Source organism: Myxococcales bacterium (genome assembly GCA_016712525.1).
GTDB lineage: Bacteria > Myxococcota_A > Polyangia > Polyangiales > Polyangiaceae > JAAFHV01.
Window position 1 is genome coordinate 1,785,780 of record JADJQX010000007.1, and the last position, 25,516, is coordinate 1,811,295.

A 25,516-nucleotide genomic window follows, 5' to 3' on the forward strand; every position below is an offset into this window, starting at 1 on the left:
AGGAAACGGCGGCCCGCCTCCCGAAAGAGACCATGACCGCCGACCCCAGGTGAAGCTCGGATCCGAGGATCAGAGCTTCTGCTTCACTTCTTCGATCTCGTAGCACTCGATGATGTCGAGCTCCTTGATGTCGCTCACGCCGTCGAGGCTGATGCCGCACTCGAAGCCCTCGGCGACGTCCTTGACGTCCTCCTTGAAGCGTTTGAGCGCCGCGATCTTGCCCTCCCAGATCCGCTCGCCGCCGCGGACGAGGCGCGCCATGGCGTTGCGCTTGATCTGGCGATCGATGACGTACGAGCCGGCCACGATGACCCCGCGAATCTTGAAGACGGCGCGGACCTCGGCCTTGCCGACGGCCTTCTCGACCATGATCGCCGGGAGGAGGCCTTCCATGGCGCTCTTCACGTCGTCGACCGCTTGGTAGATGATCGAGTAGAGGCGAATCTCGATCTTGTTCTCGTCGGCGTGGGCCTGAGCCTTGCCGGCGGGGCGTACGTTGAAGCCGATGACGATCGCCTTGGCCGCGATGGCGAGGTTCACGTCGCCTTCGGTGATGGCGCCGACGCCCGCGTGGATGATGCTGAGCTTCACCCGCTCGGTCGACAGCTTGGCGAAGGCGTCGGCCACGGCCTCGACCGAGCCCTGCACGTCGCCCTTGATGATGATGCGGAGCTCTTGGAGGTCGGAGTCCTTGAGGCTCCGCGAGAGCTCCTCGAGCGACACCTTGGCCGAGGCCGGGATGAGGCTCTTCGCCATCTTGCCCTTGCGGCTCTCGGCGATCTCTTGTGCCTTCTTCGCGTCCTTGACGGCGTGGACGGGGTCGCCCGCGCCGGGGACGTCGGAGAGGCCGAGGATCTCGACCGGGGTCGACGGACCGGCGTTGTGCACGGGCTTTCCGTGCTCGTTCGTCATCGCGCGCACCTTGCCGAAGCCGGCGCCCGCGAGGATGAAGTCGCCGACCTTGAGCGTGCCCTCTTGGACGAGGATACGCGCCACGGGGCCGCGGCCGCGATCGAGCAGGGCCTCGATGACCGTGCCGCTCGCCGGCTTCTTCGGGTTGGCCTTGAGGTCGAGCACCTCGGCCTGGAGGGCGAGCGTGTCGAGCAGCTCTTTCACGCCCGCGCCGGTGAGGGCCGAGACGTGCGCGAAGAGGGTGTCGCCGCCCCAATCCTCGGGGATGAGGCCGAGGTCGGACAGCTCGCGCTTCACGCGCTCCGGGTCGGCGCCGGGCTTGTCGATCTTGTTGACTGCGACGATGATCGGCACCTTCGCCGCCTTCGCGTGGTTGATGGCCTCTTTCGTCTGAGGCATCACGCCGTCGTCGGCCGCGACCACGAGGACGACGATGTCGGTCACGCCGGCGCCGCGGGCGCGCATCTGCGTGAAGGCCTCGTGGCCCGGGGTGTCGAGGAAGACGATGGTCCCGTTGGCCGTCTGCACCTTGTAGGCGCCGATGTGCTGCGTGATACCACCCGCCTCGCCGCCGGCCACGTTCGCCTTGCGGATCTTATCGAGAAGACTGGTCTTTCCGTGGTCGACGTGGCCCATGACCGTGACGACCGGGGGCCGCGGCTCGAGGTCCTCGTCGATCTGGCCCTCGGCCTTCTCCTCGCCACGCGCGGCGGCGATGCTGTCGTCCTCGCTGACGGCGACGTCCTCGACCTCCCACGCGAACTCCGACGCGAGGATCTTCGCGGTGTCGGCGTCGAGGGTGGTGTTGATGTGGACGTTCTGCATGCCCATCGACCAGAGCTTCGCGAGGAGCTCGGTGGCCTTGAGGCTCATCTTCTGGGCCATGTTCTGGAGAGTGATGTTCTCCTCGATACGAATGACCTTCTTGTGAGCGCTCATCTCCTGGGTGGAGACGGCCGGCTTGCGGCCGGGGACTTGCGGGCCGAAGCCGCGTTTTCCGCCCGGGAAGCCGCGGCCCATCGGACCGCCGCGCCCCATCTGCGGACCACCGCGGAGACCACCACGCTGCGGCATGCCGCCCGTGGGGCCCGAGGCGCGCGGGTTGAACTCGCTCCTGCGGGCCATGGTGCCGACCGAGCCGCCGCCGATGCCGGTGCGCGAGACGCCGGCGGGCGTGGGCATCGGCACGCCCGGACGACCCGCCCAGACCTCGATGCCCGTCTTGGGAGGCGAGCTGACACGCGGCGGAGGCGGAGGCGGCTCCGACGGCGCGACGGGCGCGGGTGTGGGCTTGGGCATCTCGACCTTGGCGGGCTCGGCGACGACCGGGGCGGCGACCACCTCGGGCGCGGCCTCGACCGGAGCCGCGACGACGGGGGGAGCCGGAGGAGGCGGCTCGACGGGCGGCGGCGGAGGGGGCTCCACCTCGACCGGCGGCGCGACCGCGACGACCTCGCGCACCGAGGGGGCAGCGGGGGGCGGCGTCGGGGCCTTCACCTCGACGGGCTCTTCGACCGGCAGCGCGGGCTCCGACACGGGCAGCTTGCGGCTGCTCTTCGGCGCCTCGAGCTTGGCAGCGCTCTTGCGCTCCTCGGGCAGCTTTCGTGTGCTCTTCCGCTCGGGCGCTTCGACGAGCAGCTCGCGCGTGCTCTTCCGCTCGATCGGCAACGCCGGCGCGCTCGCCTTCGCGGGGGGCGCCTCGAAGATGACCTGCGGCGGCTCGGGACCGTCGTCGCCCGCGAGCGCCGCGAGATCCCGGCGGGACGCGACGTCGTTCACTTCGGGGGAAGACAGAGGAGCCGGCGGCAAGGGCCCGCTCGGAGGCGCGTCGGGGGACTTCGCCACCGCGCGACGCTTCACCACGGTGGGACGGATGCGCTCCTCCACCATGTTGTGCGTCTTCTGCTTCTCGAGGTGACGTTTGACACGTTCCACCGTGTCGACGTCCACCGAGCTCATGTGATTGCGCACGTCCGACACGCCGAGCGACTGGAGCAGCGACACGGCCACTTTGGGGTCGAGGTTCAGCTGCTTCGCGACTTCGTAAACCCGCACCTTACTCATCGACCCTCCGACGACACCCATACTGCTTTGCTCCCCGAACCGGTCATCGCCGTCGCGGCTCTGCACGTCCGTTTGATCTCGTCCGCCAGACCGACGTGAAGGATGGCCAAGAGCGCCACCTCGTCACGATCGAAAAGCGCACCCATCGTGCCCTTCGTCCCGAAGCTCACCGCCAAACCTCTCGTAATCGCGTCCGCAAGCTCGCGCCGCTCTACCACGCTTTTTGCATCCGTCGCCACCACCACGCACGGGGCGCCGTCCCGGAGGGCTGCGAAGGTGGCGTCCGTCCCGAGCGCGACGGCACGGAGTCGCTTCGCCGAGACGAGAAGCCCTTCCACCCTTCGCGTGGCAGCCTCTTGGAAGGCGCGTGACAACGAAGCAACGTCGGTCGTGACCTTCGTCTTGAAGGCCTTGGAGAAGCCCGATTTCGCGGCCCTCTCGAGGCACCCCAGCGAGGGGTGCACGTAGGCACCGCGGCCGAAGGTGGTGCCCGACAGGTCGAACGCGACCTCGGTGCGGCCCGCGACCTCGGGGCCCCGAACCAGGCGCACGAGCTCGCCCGAGCCCTTCGGGGACTCCTGACCGCAGCCCGCGCACGTGCGCACGGGCCCGGGGAGCTCCGGGCGTTCGGACGGGTTCATGTCTCGTTTCGGGGCACCCAACGTGTCTTCCTCATCCTTGGTGTTGCGCGAGCGCCGCCTTCAGCGCCTGCGAGATCTCGTGCCACTCGTTCGCGAGGAACGACTCGGCCCCGAGCTTGAGCGCTCGGGCCTTCTTGATTCCGAGGCCCGTCTTGATGGCGAGCTTGTCCTCGTCCTCGCGGAGCACGTCCTCGATGCTCCGGTAACCCGCCTCTTCGAGGAGGGTCACGGTGCGCTCGCCGACGCCGTGGAGGAAGAGCAGGCGATCGCGCTCGGTGAGCGGCTCGGTGCGCGAAGCGACCGCGCTGATGCGCTCTTGGCGGAGGCGCTCCATCGTCTTCTCGGCCGACGTACGGATCGCCTCGGCGGCCTCTTTCGTGCCGATGCCCGGGATCGCCGTGAGCTCCTCGTCGGACGCCTCGACGATCTCTTCGAGGGCGCGGAAGCCCTGGCGGTACATGTTGCGGGCCACCGCGTCGCCGACCCCGTCGAGCCTCTGGAGAGCGGCGATCGCCTCTTCTTCCATCTGCTTGAACTTGGAGTCGCTGATGATGTCGAGCTTCCAGGCCGTGAGCTGCGCGGCGAGGCGCACGTTCTGACCTTTGCGGCCGATCGCGAGCGAGAGCTTCTCGTCGGGGACGACGAGCTCCATGCGCTTGTCGGCCTCGTCCACGATGACCTTGAGCACCTCGGCGGGCTGGATGGCGGCGCACACGAAGCGCGCGGGGTCGCGGTCGTAGGGCACGATGTCGATCTTCTCGCCGCGGAGCTCTTGCACGACGGCCTGCACGCGCGAGCCCTTCATGCCCACGCACGCGCCCACCGGATCGACGTCCGAGTCGCGGCTCGCGACGGCGATCTTCGAGCGGGCCCCAGCCTCGCGCGCACACGCCACTACACGAACGATTCCCTCATAGATTTCGGGAACTTCCGACTCGAAGAGCTTCTCGACGAGCTTCGCGTCGGCGCGCGACAGGATGATCTGCGGGCCGCGCGCTTCGCGGTCGATGTCCTTGAGGAGGGCGACGATGCGATCACCCGGGCGGTACGACTCGCGGGGCGTCTGCTCGCGGAACGGGAGGATGCCCTCCGTGCGACCGAGGTCGACGATGAGGTTCTGCCCCTTCTCGAAGCGGCGGACGACGCCCTTGATGAGCTCGCCCTTCTTGTCCTTGAACTCGTTGTAGATGAGGTCGCGCTCTTCGTCGCGGACGCGCTGGATGAGCACCTGCTTCGCGGTTTGCGCGGCGATGCGCCCGAAGGTGGAGCGCGCCTGCTTCACCATGAGGATGTCGCCGAAGTCCTTGTCTTGCTGGGCGGCCTTCTTCGCGTCCGACGGGTGCCAGAAGATCTGGAAGCCGAGCTCTTCGCCGAGCTCCGCGTCGAGGCCGGCGGCCTGCGCGTCCTCGAGGGCGATCTCGCGCTCGTCGTCCGACGGATCGTCGACCACGGTCATGTACTGGAAGAGATCGACCTGGCCGGTCTCTTCGTTGAAGCGCGCCTCGAGCTCGCGGGTCGGACCGAACACGCTCTGGGCGGCCTTCAAGATGGCCTCTTCGACCGTCTTCACGAGGCGCGCTTTGTCGATGCCCTTGTCGCGCGCGACCATGTCGATCGCTTGGAGCAGGTTGGGCTCGCCGGTGTTGTTCTGCTGTTGGGTCGTCGCCATGGTCAGTTCCTGGGTAGGCGCTCGCGCGCACGAAGGGCGGAGCGGTTACTTTCGGGTCTTTTTGCCGGGGTTCGGGCGATTCTTTTGGCCCTGGGTCATCTCGAAGACGAGGCGGCCCGAGGCGATCTGCGCGAAGGGAACGGGGACGGTGGAGCCCCCGAGGTCGAAGGTGACGACGCCGCCCGTGAGGCCAACGATCGTGCCTTCGAGCACTTTTTGGCCGCCGATCGCGCTCGTGAGACGAACCTTCGCCTTCTTGCCGGCGAAGCGGTCGTAGTCGGCCTCGGTTCGGAGCACGCGCTCGACGCCGGGGGAGCCGACCTCGAGCGCGTACCTCGCGTGGGTGGGGAACGGATCGTTTTCGTCGAACGAGCGCGAGATCTCGCGCGACAAGGTGGCGCACACCTCGAGATCGACCGCCGACTCTTCCGTCTGGGCTTTTTTCGCCGCGCTGCCGGCCTTGTCGACCGACACCCTCAAGACGAAGCCTCGCCCCTCGGTCGTCCACTCGATCGCCACGAGCTCCGCGCCGTTCGCGGCCGCGAGCGGCTCGATGCGCGCACGCACGGGGGCGAGGTCGGGCAGCGAGGAGGCAGGTTTCGTGGTCTTTTCGGCGAGGGTCATGCGCGAGACAAAAAAAAGGCGGGCCCGGAATTGGGGTCCGCTCGGAACAGCCACCAAATGGGAGTCGACTTCTAGCGCCGGAACTTCGAACCTGCAAGCCCGAGCTTCTTCCGGGGCAACATGCACCCAAATTCTCGGGACATTTCGGACACTTATTTCGCTCGTGGGGCTCGAAGGTGAACGGGAGGCAGGCGTGAACGGGCGTCGAGCGGTCCCCTTCCCCCACGGAGCGCGCCGAGGCGAAGCAGAAAGGGCCCGCGTCCCCGGCGGAACACGAGCCCTTTGCGTGGAGACCGATCGCGTCGGTGGCTATTTGATGTCGGGCTTCTTCGCCGCGGGCTTGTCGCCCTTCGCCGCGGGCTTGTCGCCCTTCGCCGGAGCCGGCGCCGCCGCGTCTTGATCGACGATGATGAACTGGACGCGGCGATTGCGCGCGCGGTTCGCCGCCGTCACGTTCGGCACGAGGGGCTTCGACTGCCCGTACCCACGGGCCACGAGCCGGCCACCGTCGACGCCGTGCGAGGTGAGCCACGCGACGACCGCGTTCGCGCGATCCTCGCTGAGCTGCTTGTTGTGGTCGGCCGTGCCGGAGTTGTCCGTGTGGCCCTGGATCTCGACGCGCTTGATCTGCGGGTTGTGCAAGAACACGTCGGCGATCTCGGTGAGGAGGGCCGTCGACGCGGGGAGGATCTGCGCCGAGTCGAGCGCGAACTGGATCTGGTTCTTGATCGTGATTTCGTTCTTGCCGACCTGAACGAGGGCGTTCTTGGGGCGCTTCTGCATCACGATGTCGGCGGGGTTGTCCTGCCTCGCCTTCACGTCGACCGTGCCCACGTACGAGAGGTAGCCCTCGGCGTCGACGGTGACCTGCGCCGTGCCGGGCCCGACCTCACTGAAGCGGAAGGCGCCCGCGTCGTCGCCGTTGCCCGAGAAGGTGCGCTTCTGCGCGTCCACGAGCTTGACGACCGCGCCACGCACCGCGCCGCTCTCGTCCTTGACGCGGCCGACGACCGCGCCGACACGAGGCAAGGCCTGCACGGGGCAATCGACCTGGATCGGGGCCGCCGCCGGAGCCGCGCCCGCCGGCAAGGTGACCTTGCAGCTCCCTGGTTTGTACCCCTCGGCCTTGACCGAGAACGTGTAGGTGCCGGGCTCGAGCTCGTGGGTGGTGAAGCGGCCGTCGGCGCCGGTCGCGAGCGAGGTCCATTGAGGGTGCTCGTCCCACGCGACGATGGCGTTCGCGATGCCTTCGGTCTTGTCGGCCTCGTGCACGAGCCCCGAGACGAGCGCGCCCTTGGCCTTCACCTCGACGGGCTTTTCCACCAGACGAACCGTCTCGACCGGGGGGCGATCCTTCGTGTCGAAGGCCCAGCCGGCGCCGAGGTAGAACGTCCACGGGGCCACCGGCGACATCTCCTCGATGAAATTCGAGGTGCCGGTCACGCCGATGTCGAACGCCGCCGTGAGGGCGAAGCCGTTCTTCCAGGGCATCGCGCGCGCACCGAGGGTGAGCTTGCTCGGCGCGACCGGGTCGTTCGCGAGGCACTTGTCGGCGCTCGGGTTATTGAGCCGGCACGCGTAGCCCTGGCGGTTGATCGGGATCTGGATGCCGTACTCGATGAACGGGCGGAGCTTCTCTTTGAGGACGAACGCCTCGGCGCCGATGTTGATGTCGAAGTGATCGACGCGGTTCACGCGGAGGCCGAAGCGCTCGATGCGCGTCACCGGCTCTCGGCGCGTCGCCTCGATGTCGCCGAGCGTCTCGCCGGTGTTGTCGATCGAGTAGGTGAGCGTCGTACCGACACGCACCGGGAGCGGCTTCTTGAGATCGCGGAGGTCGGCCGTCGCGAGACCGCGGAACTTGGCGCTCGTGCCCCCGCCGAGGAGCCCCACCGAGCCCGTCCCGTTCACGAGCCAGAGCTCCGGCGCGAAGCCGACGTGAAGGAACTTATTGACCGGCATGTGGGCCTTCAAGCCGAGCTGCGAGTCCCCGAGCACCTGGATGAGGGACGGCCGGTTCTGGTCGCTCGAGTTCGCGTACCCGCCGGTCGAGCCGTAGGCCTCGAGCCACTTCAAGATCTGCACGTCGAGGGCGAGCGTGCCGCCGATGTGCGTGAGGCCCGCCGAAGAGAGGCGCGCGCCGCCCCGGGGGTTTCGGCACGTCTGCTCGGACGTGCACAGGAAGTCCGCCGAGAACGTCTCGGCCGTGAAGGCGACGCGGAACTGGCCGGGGGCCCCACCCTGCGCGAAGGGCATGTGGAGGAGACCGACGCCGCCGACGAGCGTGGGCGACTCGCCGAGCTTCCGATCGCGATCGGCCCACTCGTCGTCGGGCTTGGGAGCGCCCGCGGGACCGCCGTTCGCTTCGCCCGACGCGCCACCCGAGACCCCTGACGGACCCGCCGACGCGCCGCCGCCGAGCGAGATGCCCGCGGGCTGGGCCGCCGCCGTCCCGACGAAGGCCGCCTGGGCCGAGAGGATCGAGAGAACCCAGAAGGCTTTGGTCTTCATTCGTCCCTTCATCGTTTCCACGGTGGCTTCGCACCGTCTCCGTAAGCAAAAAACGGAAAAGTTTTCGGTCGTTCGGTCGAGCGAGCGCGAGGGGTCGCGTGCCCCTCCGAGCGGGGCGAAGCCTACACGGGACCTCTGCCAGGGGGAAAGTGAAAGGACCACCCCACCCCTTTCCCCTTCGCGCCCGGCGCCGGGCCGCCCGACGCGTCGTGGGTCAGCTGCGCGACGAGGGCGCCGGGCCGCCCGAGTACTCGTGCAGCTTGTACTGGATCTTGCGCGGCGAAATCCCCAGCACCAGCGCGGCCTTGGAGGTAGACCCGCCACACGCTTCGAGCGTCTGCAAGATGGCGTAGCGCTCGAGGTCGGCGATCGTGGAGCCGGGGATCTCGGGCGGACCGCCGCGGACCTCGCGGGGGACGATCTGCACCGGCAGGTGACGCTTCTCGATGCGCGGGCCATCGCACAGGACGACGGCGCGCTCGACCGCGTTCTCGAGCTCCCGCACGTTCCCGGGCCACTCGTACTTCACGAGGATCTCGCGGGCCTCGTCCGAGAAGCCGTCGATGGGGCGGCCGTTCTCGCGCGCGTACTTGCCGAGAAAGAAGCTCGCGAGCGCGGGGATGTCGGCGGGGCGCGACCGGAGGGGCGGCAGGTCGATGGCGATGACGTTGAGCCGGTAGAAGAGGTCCTCGCGGAACGTGCCGGCCTTCGAGGCGGCCAAGAGATCGCGGTTCGTGGCGGCGATGACGCGCACGTCGACCTTCAAGGTCTCGTTGCCGCCGACGCGCTCGAACGACTTCTCTTGCAGCACGCGCAAGAGCTTCACCTGGGTGCTCGGCGAGATCTCGCCGATCTCGTCGAGGAAGAGCGTGCCGCCGTCGGCTTGTTTGAAGCGCCCTTCGCGCCGCCCGAACGCGCCCGTGAACGCGCCGCGCTCGTGGCCGAACAGCTCGCTCTCGAGCAGCGACTCCGAGAGGGCCGCGCAGTGGAGACGGACGAAAGGCTTGTCCGCCCGCGGGCTCGCGGCGCAGACGGCCTCGGCGATGAGCTCCTTGCCGGTGCCGCTCTCGCCGGTGATGAGCACGCTCGCCTTGCTGGGGCCGACCTGGGAGACCAGATCGAGCACGGCCTGGGTCTTCGGGTCGGCGGAGACGATGTGCCCGAAGGCGTTGCGCTCGCGGAGGCGATCCCGGAGACGCGACGTCTCCTCGAGGAGCCGCGCCTTCTCCATGGCGCGCTCGACCACGGCGGAGAGGGCCTCGTAGTCGAGCGGCTTCGTCAGGTAGTTTTCGGCGCCGAGCTTGATGGCGGACACGGCGCTCGAGATGGTGCCGAACGCGGTCATGACCACGAACACCGTGAGCGGCGACGCGGCGCGTGCCTTTTCCATGAAGGCGAGGCCATCGAGGCCGGGCATCTTCAGATCGGTCAGGATCACGTCGGGCTGGAAGTCCTCGAGCTTGCCGAGGGCCTTGAACCCGTCGGCCGCGGTCTCGGTCACGTACCCCTCGTCGTGAAGGATCTCGCTGAGCGCCGCCCTTGCATTCGCTTCGTCGTCCACGATGAGGATCCGCCCACGGCTCGCCATGGCGCCCCCATAGCACGGTCTCGTGCCTTTCACAGAGGCGAGCACCCCTCGCGCACGCGCGAGATTTTCGCGAGGCACGGCGCACCGAACGAAGCCCTTCGAGAAACGGTCTCCCTTGCCGTAAGCTCGGGTCCGCACGATGAGCCAAAGCCCCGTCGTTCTCTCGGTCGTCGAGCTCTCGAAGACGTTCAAGAAGCCGTTCTCCGGCAAAGAGGTTCACGCGGTTCGAAAGGTCTCTTTCGAGGTGCGTCGAGGCGAAATCTTCGGCTTTCTCGGCCCGAACGGCGCCGGCAAAACGACGACCATCAAGATGCTCACGGGCCTCATCCACCCGACGGGAGGGAAGGCCTCGCTGCTGGGGCTCCCCGTCCCGTCGCCCGAGGCGATGGGGCGCGTGGGTTTCCTCCCCGAAAACCCTTATGTTTACCCGTACTTGACGCCTCGTGAGTTCGTCACCCTCGCCGGCCGCCTGAACGACGTCCCCGGCAAGGTCCTCGCGACGCGGGTGCCCGAGGTGCTCGATCGCGTCGGGGTGCTCTACGCGATCGACCGGCCGGTCCGCGCGCTCTCGAAGGGCATGCTCCAACGCGTGGGCTTCGCGGCCGCCCTCGTGCACGACCCCGAGATGCTCCTCCTCGACGAGCCCATGAGCGGCCTGGACCCGGTGGGGCGCAAGGAGGTCCGCGACCTCATCGTCGACGAGCAGAGGAACGGTCGGACGGTCATCTTCTCGAGCCACATCCTCAGCGACGTCGAGATGCTCTGCGACAGGGTGACCATCCTCAAGAAGGGAGAGGTCATCGTGTCGGGCACGATGAGCGAGCTCGTCGGCCAGGGTGGGCACGTCTCGGAGGTCACCCTCGGGGACGCGAGCGACGCCCTCCTCGACGCGCTCAAGGAGCAAGGGTTTTCGCCTCGATCCCTCGGAAAATCGTGGGCCCTCGAGGCCGACGGCGACGAGAAGGTCCGGGGTGTGCTGAAGGCCGCCCTCGACGCGGGGGCGCGGGTCGAGAGCGTCGTCCCGAAGCGCGAGACCCTCGAGGACATCTTCGTGCGGAGGGCGCTGTAGGAGACTGCGAGACTGCGAGACCACGGACGCCGGCTGAGCTCGGAGAGAGCCTTTCGCCGCGCCGCCCTTCACCGTACGATGGGAGATCGATGCGCGCCCTCCCTCGGACTCTCGTCGGCCTCGCCGGTCTCGGTCTCGCCGGCGCGTGCTCGCTCCTGAACCCGCTCGACGGGTACTCGGGGGGAGACGCCGCGCCCCAGGACGCCACCGCCGAGAACGACGCGAGGCTCGCCGACGCCGACCTGCCCGACGCGCCCGACGCGAGCACCACGTGCACGAGCGCGCGCCCCCCCACGCGCCCGACAGGCCCCCTCGGCGGCGATCTCGTCGTGATCAACGCCATCCGGACGTTCGAGTTCGGTGCGGTGGACGATCCTCAGAAGCCCACCGGAGAGGGCCTCGATCTCGACTCGACCTGCACGTGCCCCGGGACACGCTCGTGCAAGCCCTTGCTCGGCGCGGGCGTGTGCGACTTTCCGTCCGGCGTCGACAACTCCGCGGGAGCGTTCTTCATTTCGCTCGTGTCCGTGCTCGGCAAGGACAACTCGGTCTCCGCCCGCATCGCGCGGGGGCAGTACGGCCTGACCGTGCGCATCAAGAACTACAACGGCCTCGCGAACGACGACGAGGTCGAGGTCGCCGTGTTCAACAGCTTCGGCCTCGACGTCTCGGGCGACGCCGGCGCCGACGCGGGGCGCACCACGCCTCAGTTCGACGGAAACGACCGCTGGACGGTCGACGCCAAGTCGCTGCTCGGGGGCACGCCGTACCTCCCGAACATCGTCGACACCCGAGCCTACGTCCGAGACTTCACCGTGGTCGCGACCCTCTCGAACAGCATCCGCGTCGGGCCGTACACCGTGCCCATCATCGGGGGAACGCTGCTCGCCCACATCGTGAAGAGCGGCGACACGTTCGAGTGCGACCGCGGCACGATCTCGGGCCGGACGAACGCGCGCGAGATGCTCACCTCGCTCGAGAGCGTGCCGAACCCCATCGCGCCGTCTTCCTATCTGTGCGGAGAGGACGCCGTCTTCAAGAACGTACGCGACCGCTTCTGCCAGGCCCTCGACCTGGCCACCGATCCGACGCTCGACGGCCGCGACACCCCGTGCGACGCGGCGTCGTTCTCCGTTCGGTTCACGTCGACCCCGGCGCTGCTCGGAGCCGTCATCGACAACGGACGCCCGCTGAAGCCGTGTGGGGAGTCGTGGGTGGCGACTTGCCCCACACAATAATTCAATCGTTTCGACACGTTACACACCAAAGCCAGCGCGTTCAGAAGCGCCCGACGAGGCCGAAGGCCGCCCCCCCCTCGACGGGGTGGAACGTCGGCGAGAAGGACGCGCTCTTCGGTCCCGTCGGGACGGGCGGGAGCGGTCTTCGTTTCACCTCGACGCGCTCCGGAACGTAGGCCCACTCGGCCTGCGCGATGCCCACGAGCGCCGTGAGCACGAGCCCACCGGCGAGCGAGAGGTTCACCGCCCGGATCGCGCGAGCGCGATCTTTGTAGGCCTGCGCCACACGGTCCGGGTCACCTCGCGCGAACTCGTCGGCCGCGCTCGCCTGCGCCGAGAGGTAGACGGGCAGCGTCACCATGGTGCCGAGGACCAGCGTGCCCTCGAGCGCGAGGAACGCCGTACCGAGCGCCCCTTGACCGTTCTGGAACTGCCCCACCCCCATGGGCACGAGGGCCAAAAACCGCGAATTTCGCACCGTCGTGCGCTCCTCGGTCGCGAGCTCCTGGACCTTCAGCAACCACGCCTCCCGCGCCCGGCGATCGGCCTCCTCACGAGCCTTGCGCTCGGCCTCGACTTTGGCGCGCTCGGCGGCCGCGGCGTTCAGCTTGGCGCGCAGCTGGGCGCGTGTGTCGATGAAGAGGTTGATGACGTCGGTCGGGAACGTGAGCGGGTCGGGCTCGTAGAGCTGGTCGTCGAGGAGGAGCGTTTCGAACGCCTTCGAGGCGTCGTCGCGGCGTTTTTCGGCGACCGCGATGGCCCCGAGGTACATGCGCGCGAGGGAGGTCTGCGCAGTGTCGCGCCCCTCGGGGGCCTCGAGGGCCCGACGGAAGTGGGGCTCGGCCTCGGCGTAGTTTTTTGCGACGTAGGCGGCCCTCCCCTTCTCGAGCTCGGACTGCACGTCGGCCATCGCCCGGGCGCAGGTCATGACGACGACGAGCGCAAGGGCACCTGCAAGGCCGCCTCTTCGCACGAGGCTCGAGAGTCGTTTCCCCGAGGTCACGATGGCGAAGAGAATCGCACGTTTCGCCCCACCGGGACCGCCGAAGTGGAGGGCACGGGCCCCGACCGTCACTCGGCGGGAAAGACGGCGCGGGCGAGGGAGCCGCCTTTCAGCTGTACCCTCACCTTGCGCTGGCTCTCGAGCTCGACGACGTACGCATCCTCGAAGCCGGGGCCGCCGATGGGCATCGGCACGTTGACCGTGGAGCCGGCCCGAAAGATGGTGCCGGGGCGCTTGTCGATGCCGTACGAGTGGTCGGGCCTGCCTTCGACGAGGACCTGCGCGTCTCGGATGCGTAGGGCCACCTCGAGGCGGACCGGGACATCGCCGCCGGAAACGACGCGCTTGTCCGGAACGCAGAGGTTCGAGCGGCACGAGAAGACGAGCTCGTGGGGCTTGTCGTCGATCGGGATCTGCCGATCGGTCGACACGTCCCCGGCGGGCGTCCCGTCGATCGACACGAGCACCCCCTGCGCCGGGACCACGCTCGCGAAGCCGAGCTGCCGCACCTTCGGGGCCGCCGAGGGCTTCGGGAGAACGACGGTCGGACGCGCGGGGGGGCGCGTCACCGAAGCGACCTCACGAACGGGCGGAGCACTGGGGACCTCGGCGACGATGCTCGGCGCCACGGAGGCCGTGGTGGGCACCACCGGGACCTCCGTACGTCGAGCGCGAAGCGCCCGCGTGAGCCCGAACGACGCACCACACACACACACACTCACGAGCACCATCGGGAGGATCCGCAGGGCGAGCGCCCTACGCTCCCCCGAACGCCGGAGCCCCGTGACGAGCCGCAGGAGCTTCGCGTCGTGCGGCGCGAAGGCGAGCGCGCGGTTGTAGTCGGCCGCCGAAGCCAGGGCATCTCCGCGGGCACGCGCGGCGTCTCCCAGGGCGCGGAGCCGCTCGACCATGCGTGAGGCGTGGGCGACCTCGTACCCTTCGGGGTCGTCGAGGTACGCTTCGACCTCGGCGCGCGGGTCGGTGATCCCGAGGCGCTCGAGCTCCGCCGACAGCACCTCGTGCATGGCCCGCACGCTCGCGTATCGCCCTTCGGGCTCCCTCGCGAGCGCCCGATCGCAGATGCGCGAGAGCACGGCCCCGACCACGGGGCGCTCTTGCTCGGCCGCGCCGTAGATCCCCTCGAGCACCCGTCGGAGCACCTGAGCGGGGTTCTGCCCCTCGAACGGCAAGTGCCCCACGATGCACTCGTAGAGCAGCACGCCGGCGCCGAACACGTCGGCGCGCTCGTCGACCTCGACCCCCTCGATCTGCTCGGGCGCCATGTGCGCCGGGCTCCCGAGCACCTGGCCGGTCGAGGTGACCCCCTGCGCGTCGAGCAGCTTCGCGATCCCGAAGTCGGTGAGCTTTACACGTACCCGCCCCCCCGAGAGATCTCCCGAGTCACGCTCCGAGCCCGCGCCCTCGCGCGGCGCTGGGCGGTGCTCGATGAGGACGTTCTCGGGCTTCACGTCGCGGTGAACCACGCCCGAGTCGTGAGCGCTCGCGAGCGCCGCGAGCACGTCGAGCACGATGGCGACGCCCACCTCGGGCGGGAGCGCCCCCCGGTCGGCGAGCAGCCTGCGCAGGCTCGGGCCCCGTACGAGCTCGACCACGAGGAACTGCTCGTCGTCGTCGTCGCCGGAGACGTCGTAGACCTCGACGATGTTCGGGTGGCGGAGCTTCGCGACGGCGCGCGCCTCCGTCGAGAACCGCGCCGCGACCTCGGACGAGTCGCGGAGGTGGGCGTGGAGGAGCTTGACCGCGACGTCACGCCCGAGGCGCCGATCGTGGGCACGGTAAACCGTGGCCATGCCGCCGTGTCCGAGCTCCCCCAGCACCTCGTACTTCGAGAGGGAGGGGAGCCGCGGAGCGCGAGGAACCGGGCTCGTCTTCGCCACCATCGGAGATCCCGAGCGTAGCTCCTTTTGGGCCCGGGCGTCGACGCGGTCGAGCCGCGCCCGCGGGCGCCACGAAGACCCCGGCCAACCTGCCGATTTTGCTTAGGAATCAGCCGTTGGCTTTGGGGTCGCCGATGCCGTGACGGCGGAGGTAGCCGCGCACGTGCGCTCGCTCCATCGCGGCCCTGCGGCCGATCTCGCTCACGTTGCCGCTGCACTCGGCGTAGAGCGCCGTGAAGTACTCGCGCTCGAAGCGGGCGAGCACGTCGCGTTTCGCGTCTTGGAAGGTGCGCCCCCGGGTGGGCGTCGAGTCGCTCGAGGCGACGAGCGGCGCGAGGTGCTGGGCGAGGTCGAGCGGCCCTTCACGACCGAACGCGAGCGCGACGGACACGACGTTGCGGAGCTCGCGGACGTTGCCCGGCCAGTCGTGGCGCATGAGGCGCTCGAGCGAGTCGCTGGTGATGCGCCCGTACGCGTCCTTGTCGCCGATGTCGGTCATCATCTTGCGGACGAGGGCCGGGATGTCCTCGAGGCGCTCGCGGAGCGGCGGCAGCTCGACGCGGAGCTGCGCGACACGGAAGTACAAGTCGCTCCGGAACGTGCCGGCGTTGACCTCGCGCACGAGATCTCGGCGGGTCGCGGCGATGACCCGGACGTTCACGGGGCGGTAGTTGTTCGAGCCGACGCTCTTGATGCGCTGCTCGGCGAGCGCGCGGAGGAGCTTCGGCTGCACGTCGACCGGGAGCTCGCCGAGCTCGTCGAGGAAGATGGTGCCGCCGTCGGCCTCGACGAACGGAGACACGCGTTTGTCGACCGCGCCAGTGAAGCTGCCGCGCTCGTGGCCGAACAGGGCCGACTCGGCGAGAGACGGCGGGATGGCGCCGCAGTCGACGACCACGAAGGGTTTGTTCGCGCGGTTCGAGGCCTGGTGGATCGCCTGGGCGACGAGCTCCTTGCCACAGCCCGTCTCGCCCAGGATGAGCACGGTGAGCTCGGTGGGAGCGGCCTTGCGGCAACGCTCGAACACGGCGCGCATCCCGGCGCTCGAGCCGACGAGCGGACCGAAGCCGGCGACGTCGGGGATGTCGACCGTCTCGGGGCCCGTCGGGGAGAACTCGAGGAGCGACTCACCCACGGTGAAGAGCGTCGGCTTGAGGAGGTAGACCTCGCCGATGCGCGTATCCCCGAGGAACGTGCCGTTCCGCGAGCCGAGGTCGCGCACGCGGACCCCTCGCTCGGTGGCCACGAGCTCGACGTGCACGGCGCTGACGCGCTTGTCGTCGAGCACGAGATCACACGCCTCGTTGCGGCCGATCACGGTAATTTCCGGCCCGATTTCGAGGTGAGGCTTGTTGCCTACGCCCTTCTTGACCGTCAGTGTGCCGCCCCGGACTTCCAGGCGCCCCTTGGCGACGATGGTGTTTTCCACGGTTTTCCGTTTTTAACACGGATTCCCTTCGGCGGAGCAACAGGGTTTTTCCGGCGAGGGGGCGTTCCGTGCCGGGCGGCCGAATCGGCAAGCCGCGGACCGAGGAATTTCCCGCGGCGCGCGGCGACGCGGCGCGCGGTCGACCATCGTCGCGACTCGAGGCCCCCGTAGAACATGGACGAATCGTGCGGCCCTGCGCGAAGGGTCGTGGCGCTCGGTCATCCGCTCCCGTACGATAGGAGAGTCTCGTGGCTTTTTTTCGCTTTCCTTCGCTTCGTGTCCGCTCGTGCGTGGGCCTCACGCTCGCTTCGGCCCTCGTGGCCGCCGCGTGCGCCGACGCACGGAACCCCACCCCCGATCCCCGTGATTCGAACGGCGGGGGGCAGGTGCCCGACGGCAGCGTCACGGCCGACGACCGCCCGAACGTCCCACCCCCTCCCATCGACGGCGCGCCCAGCGGGGCCGACTGCCTCGCCTACTGCACGAAGGTGACCGACTCCTGCACGGGTCCCTACGCGCAGTACACGAGCGTCGAGCAGTGCCTCGCGGTCTGCGACACGCTGCCCCGAGGGACCACGGGAGAGCGAAGCGGGAACAGCGTCGCGTGCCGAACCTCGTACGCCGGAAACGTGGCGCGCACCGACCCCGCAGGCTACTGCGCCGTGGCCGGTCCGTTCGGTGGAGGCGTATGTGGTGAACGGTGCGACGCCTTCTGCGCGATCGCGCTCGGGGTGTGCACGCGAACCGCCTGGGAGACCGTGCCGTCGTGTGTGTCGGCGTGCACCAACCTCAAATACATCGAGCAAGGCGCCGAGGCCGGAGAAGGCCTCGCGGGCCCCATGACGGGAGACACGCTCAACTGCCGGAGCCGCCGCCTCCTCGAGGCCCTCTCCGTCCCCGAGCAGTGCGACGAGCTCGGCCCCGGGGGGGCGTGCGCCGCCACCCCGAAGCGCAACTGACCGTCCTCCCACGGCTTCTGCACGGCTCCGAGCCTCGCGTGCAGGGGCGCCTCTACTCCTGCTTCGTGAAGGCGGTGCCGTTCCACACCATGCGCACCGCCTTCGTCTTGCCCCACGGGAGGAGCACGGGCACCCCTTGCGCAGTGACCTCTCCCTCGGAGAACGGGCAGCTCTTCTCGGTGAGGCCGCGGGCCATGCCCGGGCGGACGTCGATCTCGAAGCCCCGCGTCTTGCTCGGGACGAACTGGACGAGCCCCTGGATCCGCCCGCCCGCGACCTCGCGCGCCGTCTCGATGGCGAGGAGGCGCACGACCCGGTCGCCCGCAGCCCCGTAGACGAGCATCACCTCACTGTCGACCGTCGGAGACAGCTTCACCTTGCCGCGCACCACGATCTCGGCGAGGCCATCGCCCGTGATGTCGCGCGCCGTGACCTCCGTGATGTCGTCGGGCGTGGCGAAGTCGGAGAGGCGGGCGAACGCGTACTGCGAGCCTCCCTTGTAGCCGGGCCCGAGCACCACGAGATCCTTGCCGATCACCACGACGCGCTCGGGCCTCGCGTCGCCGTTCACCTGCACCTTGAGATCGACCTTGGGCTTCGTGCCGGCGGCGACCTTCTGGTCGGCGAGGTACTGGTCGTAGACGCGCGCCGAGAGGTCTCCGCCCTTGCCGACCTCGGGGGTGGGGACGTCGCGCGGCAGCTCCGCCACGGGCTTCGACGCGGGCCCCTCGGGCTTCTGTCCCGCCTGCGCGACCTCCCCGGACTTCGCGAAGCGAGCCCCATCGAATTTGTAAGTCACCGACTTGACCGCGCCCCAGGGCATCAGGAGCGCCTCGGTCTCGGCGAGCCCCGGCTCACGGTAGGAGGTCGCGTCCCAGCCGACGGCCGGCTCCACGGTGACCTCGATCTCGCCCGGCGACACGCGCAGCGCGTTCGTCACCTTCTTCGCGCCCGCGGTGACCGCCACTACGTGCGAGAACGCGGTCTCGGGCTCGTCCTTCGCGAACGTCCACACCTCGAACGCCTCGTGCGCCGTGCCCTGATGCACGATCCGCTTTCTCACGAGGAGCGCCTCCTTGCCCTTGCCGGTCACGTCGCGGGCCTCGACGCGCGAGAGGTCGTACGAGAGCTCGCGGTAGAAGAACTGCTTCCCTCCGCGGTAACCAGGCCCACACACCGTGAAGTACTTATCGAAGACGCTGATGCGCTCCTTCATGGCGTCGCCCGTGACGTCGGCGAAGAGCTCGATGCGCGGCACGGCTTGGGCCATGCCCTTGGGCTCGAGGAGCCCCTCGACCACGGCGCGTTCGGCGGCCGTCGGGAGCGGCGCGAGCTCGTTCGCGGCCCCCTCCCCACCCGCGCTCGTGGCGAGCACGCCCGCCTCGGCCTTGCCGTCACCGTCGTGGTAACGCACGGCCGCGCGCAGCCCGACGCGCAGGGTGCGAGCCTCGGCGAACGTGGACCAGGGCAGCACGGCCTCGAACGTGAGCCCCACCTTGCCGTTCGGGGCCTCGACCACCTTGGACGACGGCACCTCGCGCCCCTTCGCGGGGCCGGAGAGGAACCGGACGCTCCCTGCCGTCTCGCCCGACTTGCCCGGGAAAACACCGATCTCGTACACCTGGTACTTGCCGCCCTGCGCGGGGAACGCGAGGGCGAACGACACGTGATCCTCGCCCTCGGCGAACCGCGCCGTGCGCACGTACTTCGCGTCCTCGATCTCGCCGGCGAGGTAGATCTTGGTCTCGTCGTACTGGAGGCCCGCGGCGAACGCGAGGCCGTCCGTCTTGCCTCGGGCGATCTTGGCCGGGGTGCGCGCGGGCCACTCTTTCAGCACGCCATCGAGCTTCACCGGGGTGTCCTTCTCGAGGAGCTCGGCACGGAGCGGCCCGGAGAGGGCGGTCTCGTAGCCGCTCGGGTTCGCGTTCGCCCCGCCGCCGAGCGCGGTGAGCCCCCCCTGCGCGGCCGCCAACGCGCCTATCGACTCTTCGTCGGACACCTTTCGAGAGGCGCCGTCCGGCGACTTCGGCGACGGCTGACCGCAGGCGGCGACGGACGTGACGGTGACGGCGAGGGCTATCCGGAGGACCTTCATGGCCCAGCGAGGCTAGCAGCCTCGAGCGTTCGCCCAAACCCCATCCGCGTGGCCCGGCAGCCCCACCCCGCTCGTCCCTCAAGAGCCACAAAAACCTATGACCATCGAATACTTAGAATCCATGGCCGCGCCCTCGACGGGCGGTGAGCGCGCGCGAGACGACCTTCAGCACCTCCATGACCGGCACGATGACGACGGCGAACGCCGCGAGGATGCCCCAGTGCGCCGGCGAGAGCGGGTAGGTGTGGAAGACCTCGTTCAGCGTGGGCACGAGGACGGCGACGAGATGGATGGCGGCCGACAGGACGACGGCTCCGAGCAGCGCCTTCGGGACGAGCGGGCGTAGCACGGCAATCGACCGGGTCGGAGAGCGGCACGAGAACGCGTGCACGAGCGGGGAGAGCGCGAGCACGGAGAACGCCATCGCCCGACCGTACGCGAGGCGCGAGGTGCCCTCGGGCAAGGCCCAAGGCACGAAGTAGCAGGCGAGACCGAGGCCCCCCATCACGAGCCCCACCGTCGCGATGCCCACGTACTCGCGCCGACCGAGCAGCCCGGACTCGGGCTTGCGCGGAGGCTCCATCATCTGGGTCGCGTCGGGAGGATCGACGCCGAGGGCGAGCGCAGGGAGACCGTTCGTGACCAAGTTGATCCAGAGGATCATGAGGGGACGGAGCGGCGGGAGGTGAGGCCCGAGGGAGCTCGCGAACACCGTGACGACGAGGCCCGCGTTCGACGAGAGGAGGAAGAAGATGAACTTCTGGATGTTGCGCCAGATCGCGCGCCCCTCTCGCACGGCCTCGACGATCGTCGCGAAGTTGTCGTCGGCGAGGACCATGTCGGCGGCGGCGCGGGCTACGTCCGTGCCGTTTCGGCCCATTGCGATCCCGATGTGCGCCTCGCGGAGCGCGGGGGCGTCGTTGACGCCGTCCCCGGTCATGGCGACGACATGACCCCGCGCCTTGAACGCGCGCACGATGCGGAGCTTCTGCTCGGCCGTGACACGGGCGAACACACGAACGTCGTCGACCGCCTCGGCGAGGGCGGCGTCGCTCAAGACCTCGACCTCGGCGCCCGTGAGCGCGCGCGCCTTCGCGTCCCAGAGGCCGAGCTCTCGCGCGATCGCCATCGCGGTGAGCTTGTGGTCCCCGGTGATCATCACCGCGCGCACCTCGGCCTCGGCGCAGGCGCGCACGGCCTCGCGAACGCCCTCCCTCGGAGGATCGATCATGCCCACGAGACCGACGAAGGTGAGCCTCTGCTCCACGTCCGAAGGAGCGCCGTCGTCGTCGGAGCCCCTCGCTCGCTCACGACGCGCCACGGCGAGCACGCGGAGGGCCTTCTCGCTCATGCGATCGGCGAGCGCCTGGAGCTCCGCGCGACCTTCGTCGCCGAGCGGCACGACGCCGCGCTCGGTCTCGACCGCCACGCAGAGGGGCAGGAGGACGTCGCAGCTCCCCTTCGTGTGCACGACCTCACGCCCGCGGGCGTCGAGCGTGACGACGGTCATGCGTTTGCGATCGCTGTCGAAGGGGATCTCGCGGACGATCGGGTGCCCCGGGAGCACGGACTCCCGCGGCGCGCCGGCCTTCGCGGCGAGGGTGAGCAGCGCACCCTCGGTCGGGTCCCCCACGACGCGCACCTGCTCGCCTTCCGCGGTCTCGAGCTTGGCCGTGTTGGCGAGGACGACGCTCGCGAGAAGGTTCCTGAGCGGCGGAAAGTCGAGATCGGCGACGGCACCTTCCGCGTCGACGAGATCGCCTTTCGCCGAGTACCCCACCCCCGACACGTCGTACGTCCTTCCACCGCAGTGGACGACACGAACGGTCATTTCGTTCTGGGTGAGCGTGCCCGTCTTGTCGGTGCAGATCACCGTCGCGCTCCCGAGGGTCTCGACCGCCGCGAGCTTGCGGACGATGGCACCACGTTTGGCCATGCGCTGCATGCCGAGGGCCAAAGTGATGGTCGTAATCGCTGGTAACCCTTCAGGAATCGCCGCGACCGCGAGGCTCACTGCGCCGAGCAGCACCTCTTGCCACGTCTCCTTGGCGAGGTAGAGACCGAACGCGAAGATGGCCACCGAGAGCACGATGCACGCCCACAAGATGCGCTTGCCGAAGGCCTCGAGGCGCACCTCGAGCGGCGTCCGCGACTCGGCGGGAGAGCTCATGAGGCGCGACAGCTTGCCGAGCTCGGTCCCGACTCCGGTCGCCACGACGACGGCACGCGCGCGCCCCCGCACGACCGACGTGCCCACGAAGAGCATCGTCGACCGATCCCCGAGCGGCGCGTCGGCCTCGAGCGTCGCGCGCGCGTCTTTCGCGGCGGGGACGGACTCGCCCGTGAGCGAGGCCTCCTCGACCGACAGGTCCACGGCCAGGACGAGCCGCGCGTCGGCGGGCACGGCATCGCCGGCCTCGAGCTCGAGCACGTCACCGACGACGACCTCGCGCGCCTCGATCCCACGGGTGTCTCCGTCGCGCACGACCCGCGCGGACGGGGACTGCATCTTCTTGAGCGCCTCGAGCGCGGCCTCGGCGCGCCGCTCTTGGACGAAGCCGAGGACGGCGTTCAACCCGACGATGAGCACGATGGCGAAGGCGTCGCCCCATCGCTCGACCGCGCCCGCCTCGCGCGCGTTCGCCCCATTCAGAACGGCGACCACGCCGGCGACGAGCAACGTGCCGACGATGGGGTTCGCGAACTGCGCGAAGAAGCGCCGCACCGCGCTCGGAGAGGGCGGCTCGGGGAGCTCGTTCGGCCCCCCTTCGGCGAGCCTCCGACGAGCCTCTTCGGACGAGAGGCCCGACGCCGCAGCGACGCCGAGCCGATCGAGGAGCGCGTCGACCGACCCCGTGTGAAAGGGTTCGTCGCCGCTCGACGAGGGTCGCTTCGATTCGCCTTGGCTCACCGCGGTCGCATCATGCTCGAAATCGGGCGGAAGAGGTACCGCCCCGACGCACGACGCCGAGGCCTCACGCCACGCGGCGAAGCCACACGAGGCGCGCGAACGAGACCGCAAGAGTCGCGAGCGTGATACCGCCGAGCAGGCCGAGTGCCTCCCCCGCGAAGAGCCCCGTGCATCGAAGCGCCGTGACCCCGAGCGCCCCGGCGGCCAAGCCTACAGAGCCCCACATGTAGTTTTTCGTGTCGTTGGCGCGAGGCGCGAAGAAGGCGAGCACGAGCCCCAGCACGGCGCCGGTCGCCACGCAGCACGAAGGCATGGTGCAACACGTGCCGCCGCGCGCCGCGGCGTCCATGGTGGCGCAGCACGGGCGCAGGACCGACATGGGGACCAGCCAGGATACGAGGCCGAGGGCCGCGCCGCGCCGCATCCCCTGCCCCACGAGGTTCCCCATCCACTCGCCCCCGACCACGATGACGAAGACGAGCGGGAGCGCCAAGAGAGACTCGTGGCCTCGCACGAACCACGAGAGCGCGCCGGTCGCGAGCACGACCACGGCGGCCCGAACGAGCGACGTCCACAGGCGCCCGCGCTCGTACGCTCGCAGGGCCCGAGTGCGCAGGTCGGAGAGATCCTCAGTGCTCAAGCTCGCCTCCTCGAAACGCCGCGCGAAGCCTCTCGTACGCGCGGGATAGTCGCTTGCGGAACGTCGCGTCCGGCACGGCCGGCCGGTCGACGCGGCCGAGCGCGGCGTGGATCGCCTCGGCCGACGGGCCATCGAGCTCCTCGACGGCGACGGCGAGGGCCGCTTCGAGCTCTGCGCGGAGCAGCGCCTCTTCGGCCGATGCGTCGCCCGACGGCACCCCGTGGGCCTCTCGTTCGTCCGCGCTCCGCGACGAGCGGGACCTCCGCGCCTCCCCGCGAATCTCGTTGGTGCACACGGCATAGAACCAGGGCAGCACGGGGCGCCCCGGGGAAAACTCGCTCGCCCGCGCGAACACCTTCAAGAGCGCGCTCTGCGCGGCGTCCTCGGCGACGGACGGGGCGACCCGCGCCCGCGCGAACCTCACGGCGCGGGGGTGGAGCGCACGAAAGAGAGGATCGAACGCCGCGCGATCGCCCGTAGCGAGCCGCGCCATGAGCGTGTCGAGCTCCTCTTCTTCGTGCGCTCGGGCCATCTCAGCCTTGAGGGCCGCGCGGCTCGGCGTGGGCCGCGGCGCTCTTGGCGTGCCCCGCCTTGCAGCAGGCCGCGCCCGGGTGGCAGCAGGCGGCACCCGGGTGGCAGCAGTCCGAAGATAGCTTTTGGGACGCGGCAAAACCGGCCGCGAGGGCGACGGTGGCGAGCGCCGCGGCGAAGGTGATGCGGCGCGCGTGGTGACGGACGAACGAAATCATGGCTTGCTCCTTTCGGATGCTAGCCCTCGGCCGGCGAGGCGTGACACCCCACCCGGTCGATTTCCCGAAGGCCCCACGGGCGCGCCCGGCGAGCCCTCGGCCTGCCAGACGCGCCGGGAGCCCGGCCGGGTCGAGCCTCGGTCAGCGCGCCTTTCGCGCCTGCCCCGTGGCCTCGGCCTCCATCTCTTCGAGCGCCGCGGCGAGCTCGTCCTCTTCCTTGGAGGCCGACACCGACGGAGGCGCCGCGGGAGCCTGCACGCGCGCCTGCACCGACTCTTGCGGAGCCTGAGGCGCCTCGGCGGGCGCGAGGCCCATCTTGCGCTTGAGCGCCGCGAGCTCGTCCTCGGCGCCCGCGTCGCGCTCGAGGCTCTGGAATTTGTGCGCCAAGCTGTCGCCCGTGTACTCCTCTTGGAGCTCCGCGCCGGCCTCGGCCTCGGCCTCGAGCTGGTCGATCTTGGCCGACATGCGATCGAACGTCTCGAAGGCGCTCTGATCCTTGAGGCCGTGCATGGTCTCCTGGATCGCCTTCTGGGCCTCGGCGCGCTTCTTCCGCGCGACGAGCACGTTCTTCTTGCGCTTCGCTTCCTCGATCTTGTCGTTCAGCATGCGGAGGGCGCGCTTCAGCTGATCGACGGACGCCTTCTGTTTCGACCACTGGTCGTTGAAGGTCTGCGCGAGCTGATCGTGCTCTTTTTTGCGGGAGAGAGCCTCTTTGGCGAGCTCCTCGTTCCCGGCGCGCAGGGCCATCATCGCGCGGCGCTCCCACTCGGCGGCGTTCGCGGCCTCTTGTTCGTACTGCTTCGCGAGGCGCTTCTCGTCCGCGATCGACGCGGCGACCTGCTTCTTCGCCTCGACGAGCTGGTTGTTCATGTCCAAAACGATCTGGTTCAGCATCTTCTCCGGGTCCTCGGATTTGCTGATCAGATCGTTGAGATTCGACTTAATGAGCTGCGCCAGACGGCTAAAAATTCCCATAGTTCGTGCTCTCGCGGCCTTGTCTTCGGGTTCTTCGGGGTTCCGTGGGGCTCTCGGCGCCAGGCGCCGATCGAACGAGGACCGCGGGGCGGCCCTTCGCATGGGCGTCAGCTCGCCGGCTTCGATTTCTCGGCCAGCGCGGCGAGGCTCGGCACCTCTTCGGCCAGCGTGACGTCGATCTCGTCGAGCAGGGCCTCGAGCTCGTTGTAGTCGAGGTTCTCGAGCTCGAGCGCGCTCGTGAGCACGATGTTGTCGTCCTCGATTCCGAAGCTCGTGTGGACGAGCGTGCTCGCGTTGAGCGAGAGGAGCGTCTTGTAGAACGCGGCCGTGTCCTCTTTCGGCGCCTGCCCCACGTTGACGCGGGTCACGACGAGCGGCGGCTCGACGTGGAGGGCGATGGGCGGCATCGAGTCGCTCGCGGCGCGCAGCACGTAGGTGCCGTGTTTGTCGAGCGGCGAATACCGCCGGTTCATCTTCGTGAGGTACGCCTCGACGTCTTTCTCCGTACGCATGGCCCCGTGCCTCGTCCTTTCCGAATGGC

Annotated in this window: 19 protein-coding genes; 3 read left to right on the plus strand and 16 right to left on the minus strand. The window is 69.3% G+C overall.

The window, feature by feature from the left end; translation table 11 throughout:
* Window positions 1–69: 69 nt before the first annotated feature.
* The 6 genes from infB to IPK71_24685 form a co-directional block, all read right to left on the minus strand.
* Window positions 70–2,976, minus strand: coding sequence for a translation initiation factor IF-2 (gene infB / locus IPK71_24660; protein ID MBK8216930.1), 2,907 nt, complete (start codon window positions 2,974–2,976; stop codon window positions 70–72).
* A complete protein-coding gene (locus tag IPK71_24665) occupies window positions 2,973–3,617 on the minus strand; it encodes a DUF448 domain-containing protein (protein ID MBK8216931.1) in 645 nt (214 codons plus the stop codon). Before IPK71_24665 ends, infB begins: the two co-directional genes overlap by 4 nt.
* 31 nt (window positions 3,618–3,648) lie before the next feature.
* Window positions 3,649–5,286, minus strand: coding sequence for a transcription termination/antitermination protein NusA (gene nusA, locus IPK71_24670; GenBank protein ID MBK8216932.1), 1,638 nt, complete (start codon window positions 5,284–5,286; stop codon window positions 3,649–3,651).
* A gap of 45 nt (window positions 5,287–5,331) precedes the next feature.
* The gene (locus tag IPK71_24675; protein MBK8216933.1) at window positions 5,332–5,910 is read right to left on the minus strand and encodes a ribosome maturation factor RimP; all 579 of its coding nucleotides are present in this window, start codon (window positions 5,908–5,910) and stop codon (window positions 5,332–5,334) included.
* Window positions 5,911–6,219: 309 nt separating this feature from the next.
* Window positions 6,220–8,421: a carboxypeptidase regulatory-like domain-containing protein gene (locus IPK71_24680; protein MBK8216934.1), complete on the minus strand. Its 2,202-nt coding sequence runs from the start codon at window positions 8,419–8,421 to the stop codon at window positions 6,220–6,222.
* A 214-nt stretch (window positions 8,422–8,635) separates the two neighbouring features.
* Complete coding sequence (locus IPK71_24685) at window positions 8,636–10,009, minus strand: sigma-54-dependent Fis family transcriptional regulator (GenBank protein ID MBK8216935.1); 1,374 nt, start codon at window positions 10,007–10,009, stop codon at window positions 8,636–8,638.
* A gap of 139 nt (window positions 10,010–10,148) precedes the next feature.
* Here IPK71_24685 and IPK71_24690 point away from each other — a divergent pair, with 139 nt between their 5' ends.
* Entirely contained in the window at window positions 10,149–11,078 is a 930-nt protein-coding gene (locus tag IPK71_24690) for an ABC transporter ATP-binding protein (GenBank protein ID MBK8216936.1), read from the plus strand.
* An 89-nt stretch (window positions 11,079–11,167) separates the two neighbouring features.
* Window positions 11,168–12,316, plus strand: coding sequence for a hypothetical protein (locus IPK71_24695; GenBank protein ID MBK8216937.1), 1,149 nt, complete (start codon window positions 11,168–11,170; stop codon window positions 12,314–12,316).
* Window positions 12,317–12,356: 40 nt separating this feature from the next.
* Here IPK71_24695 and IPK71_24700 read toward each other — a convergent pair whose 3' ends face one another.
* From IPK71_24700 to IPK71_24710, 3 genes are all read right to left on the minus strand, one after another.
* Entirely contained in the window at window positions 12,357–13,244 is an 888-nt protein-coding gene (locus IPK71_24700) for a hypothetical protein (GenBank protein ID MBK8216938.1), read from the minus strand.
* A 143-nt stretch (window positions 13,245–13,387) separates the two neighbouring features.
* Window positions 13,388–15,220 (minus strand): serine/threonine protein kinase, encoded by a 1,833-nt coding sequence (locus tag IPK71_24705; protein MBK8216939.1) that lies wholly within the window; start codon window positions 15,218–15,220, stop codon window positions 13,388–13,390.
* Between the two features lie 106 nt (window positions 15,221–15,326).
* Window positions 15,327–16,646 carry a sigma 54-interacting transcriptional regulator gene (locus tag IPK71_24710; GenBank protein MBK8216940.1) on the minus strand — a complete coding sequence of 440 codons (1,320 nt, stop codon included), beginning with the start codon at window positions 16,644–16,646 and terminating at the stop codon, window positions 15,327–15,329.
* Between the two features lie 248 nt (window positions 16,647–16,894).
* On the opposite strand from IPK71_24710, the gene IPK71_24715 reads away from it, so the two are divergent.
* On the plus strand, window positions 16,895–17,605 hold the full coding sequence (locus IPK71_24715) for a hypothetical protein (GenBank protein ID MBK8216941.1): 711 nt from the start codon (window positions 16,895–16,897) through the stop codon (window positions 17,603–17,605).
* 52 nt (window positions 17,606–17,657) lie between these two features.
* Here the strand turns inward: IPK71_24715 and IPK71_24720 are convergent, their stop codons facing one another.
* The 7 genes from IPK71_24720 to IPK71_24750 all read right to left on the minus strand — a co-directional run bounded on the left by IPK71_24720 (window position 17,658) and on the right by IPK71_24750 (window position 25,487).
* Window positions 17,658–19,700 carry a hypothetical protein gene (locus tag IPK71_24720; protein MBK8216942.1) on the minus strand — a complete coding sequence of 681 codons (2,043 nt, stop codon included), beginning with the start codon at window positions 19,698–19,700 and terminating at the stop codon, window positions 17,658–17,660.
* 112 nt (window positions 19,701–19,812) lie between these two features.
* A complete protein-coding gene (locus tag IPK71_24725) occupies window positions 19,813–22,611 on the minus strand; it encodes a cation-transporting P-type ATPase (GenBank protein ID MBK8216943.1) in 2,799 nt (932 codons plus the stop codon).
* Between the two features lie 64 nt (window positions 22,612–22,675).
* Entirely contained in the window at window positions 22,676–23,251 is a 576-nt protein-coding gene (locus tag IPK71_24730) for a hypothetical protein (protein MBK8216944.1), read from the minus strand.
* Window positions 23,241–23,783 (minus strand): sigma-70 family RNA polymerase sigma factor, encoded by a 543-nt coding sequence (locus IPK71_24735; protein ID MBK8216945.1) that lies wholly within the window; start codon window positions 23,781–23,783, stop codon window positions 23,241–23,243. Before IPK71_24735 ends, IPK71_24730 begins: the two co-directional genes overlap by 11 nt.
* A gap of 1 nt (window position 23,784) precedes the next feature.
* The gene (locus tag IPK71_24740) at window positions 23,785–24,000 is read right to left on the minus strand and encodes a hypothetical protein (GenBank protein MBK8216946.1); all 216 of its coding nucleotides are present in this window, start codon (window positions 23,998–24,000) and stop codon (window positions 23,785–23,787) included.
* A gap of 141 nt (window positions 24,001–24,141) precedes the next feature.
* The gene (locus tag IPK71_24745; protein MBK8216947.1) at window positions 24,142–24,975 is read right to left on the minus strand and encodes a PspA/IM30 family protein; all 834 of its coding nucleotides are present in this window, start codon (window positions 24,973–24,975) and stop codon (window positions 24,142–24,144) included.
* 107 nt (window positions 24,976–25,082) lie between these two features.
* Window positions 25,083–25,487 (minus strand): CesT family type III secretion system chaperone, encoded by a 405-nt coding sequence (locus IPK71_24750; GenBank protein ID MBK8216948.1) that lies wholly within the window; start codon window positions 25,485–25,487, stop codon window positions 25,083–25,085.
* Window positions 25,488–25,516: the final 29 nt, after the last annotated feature.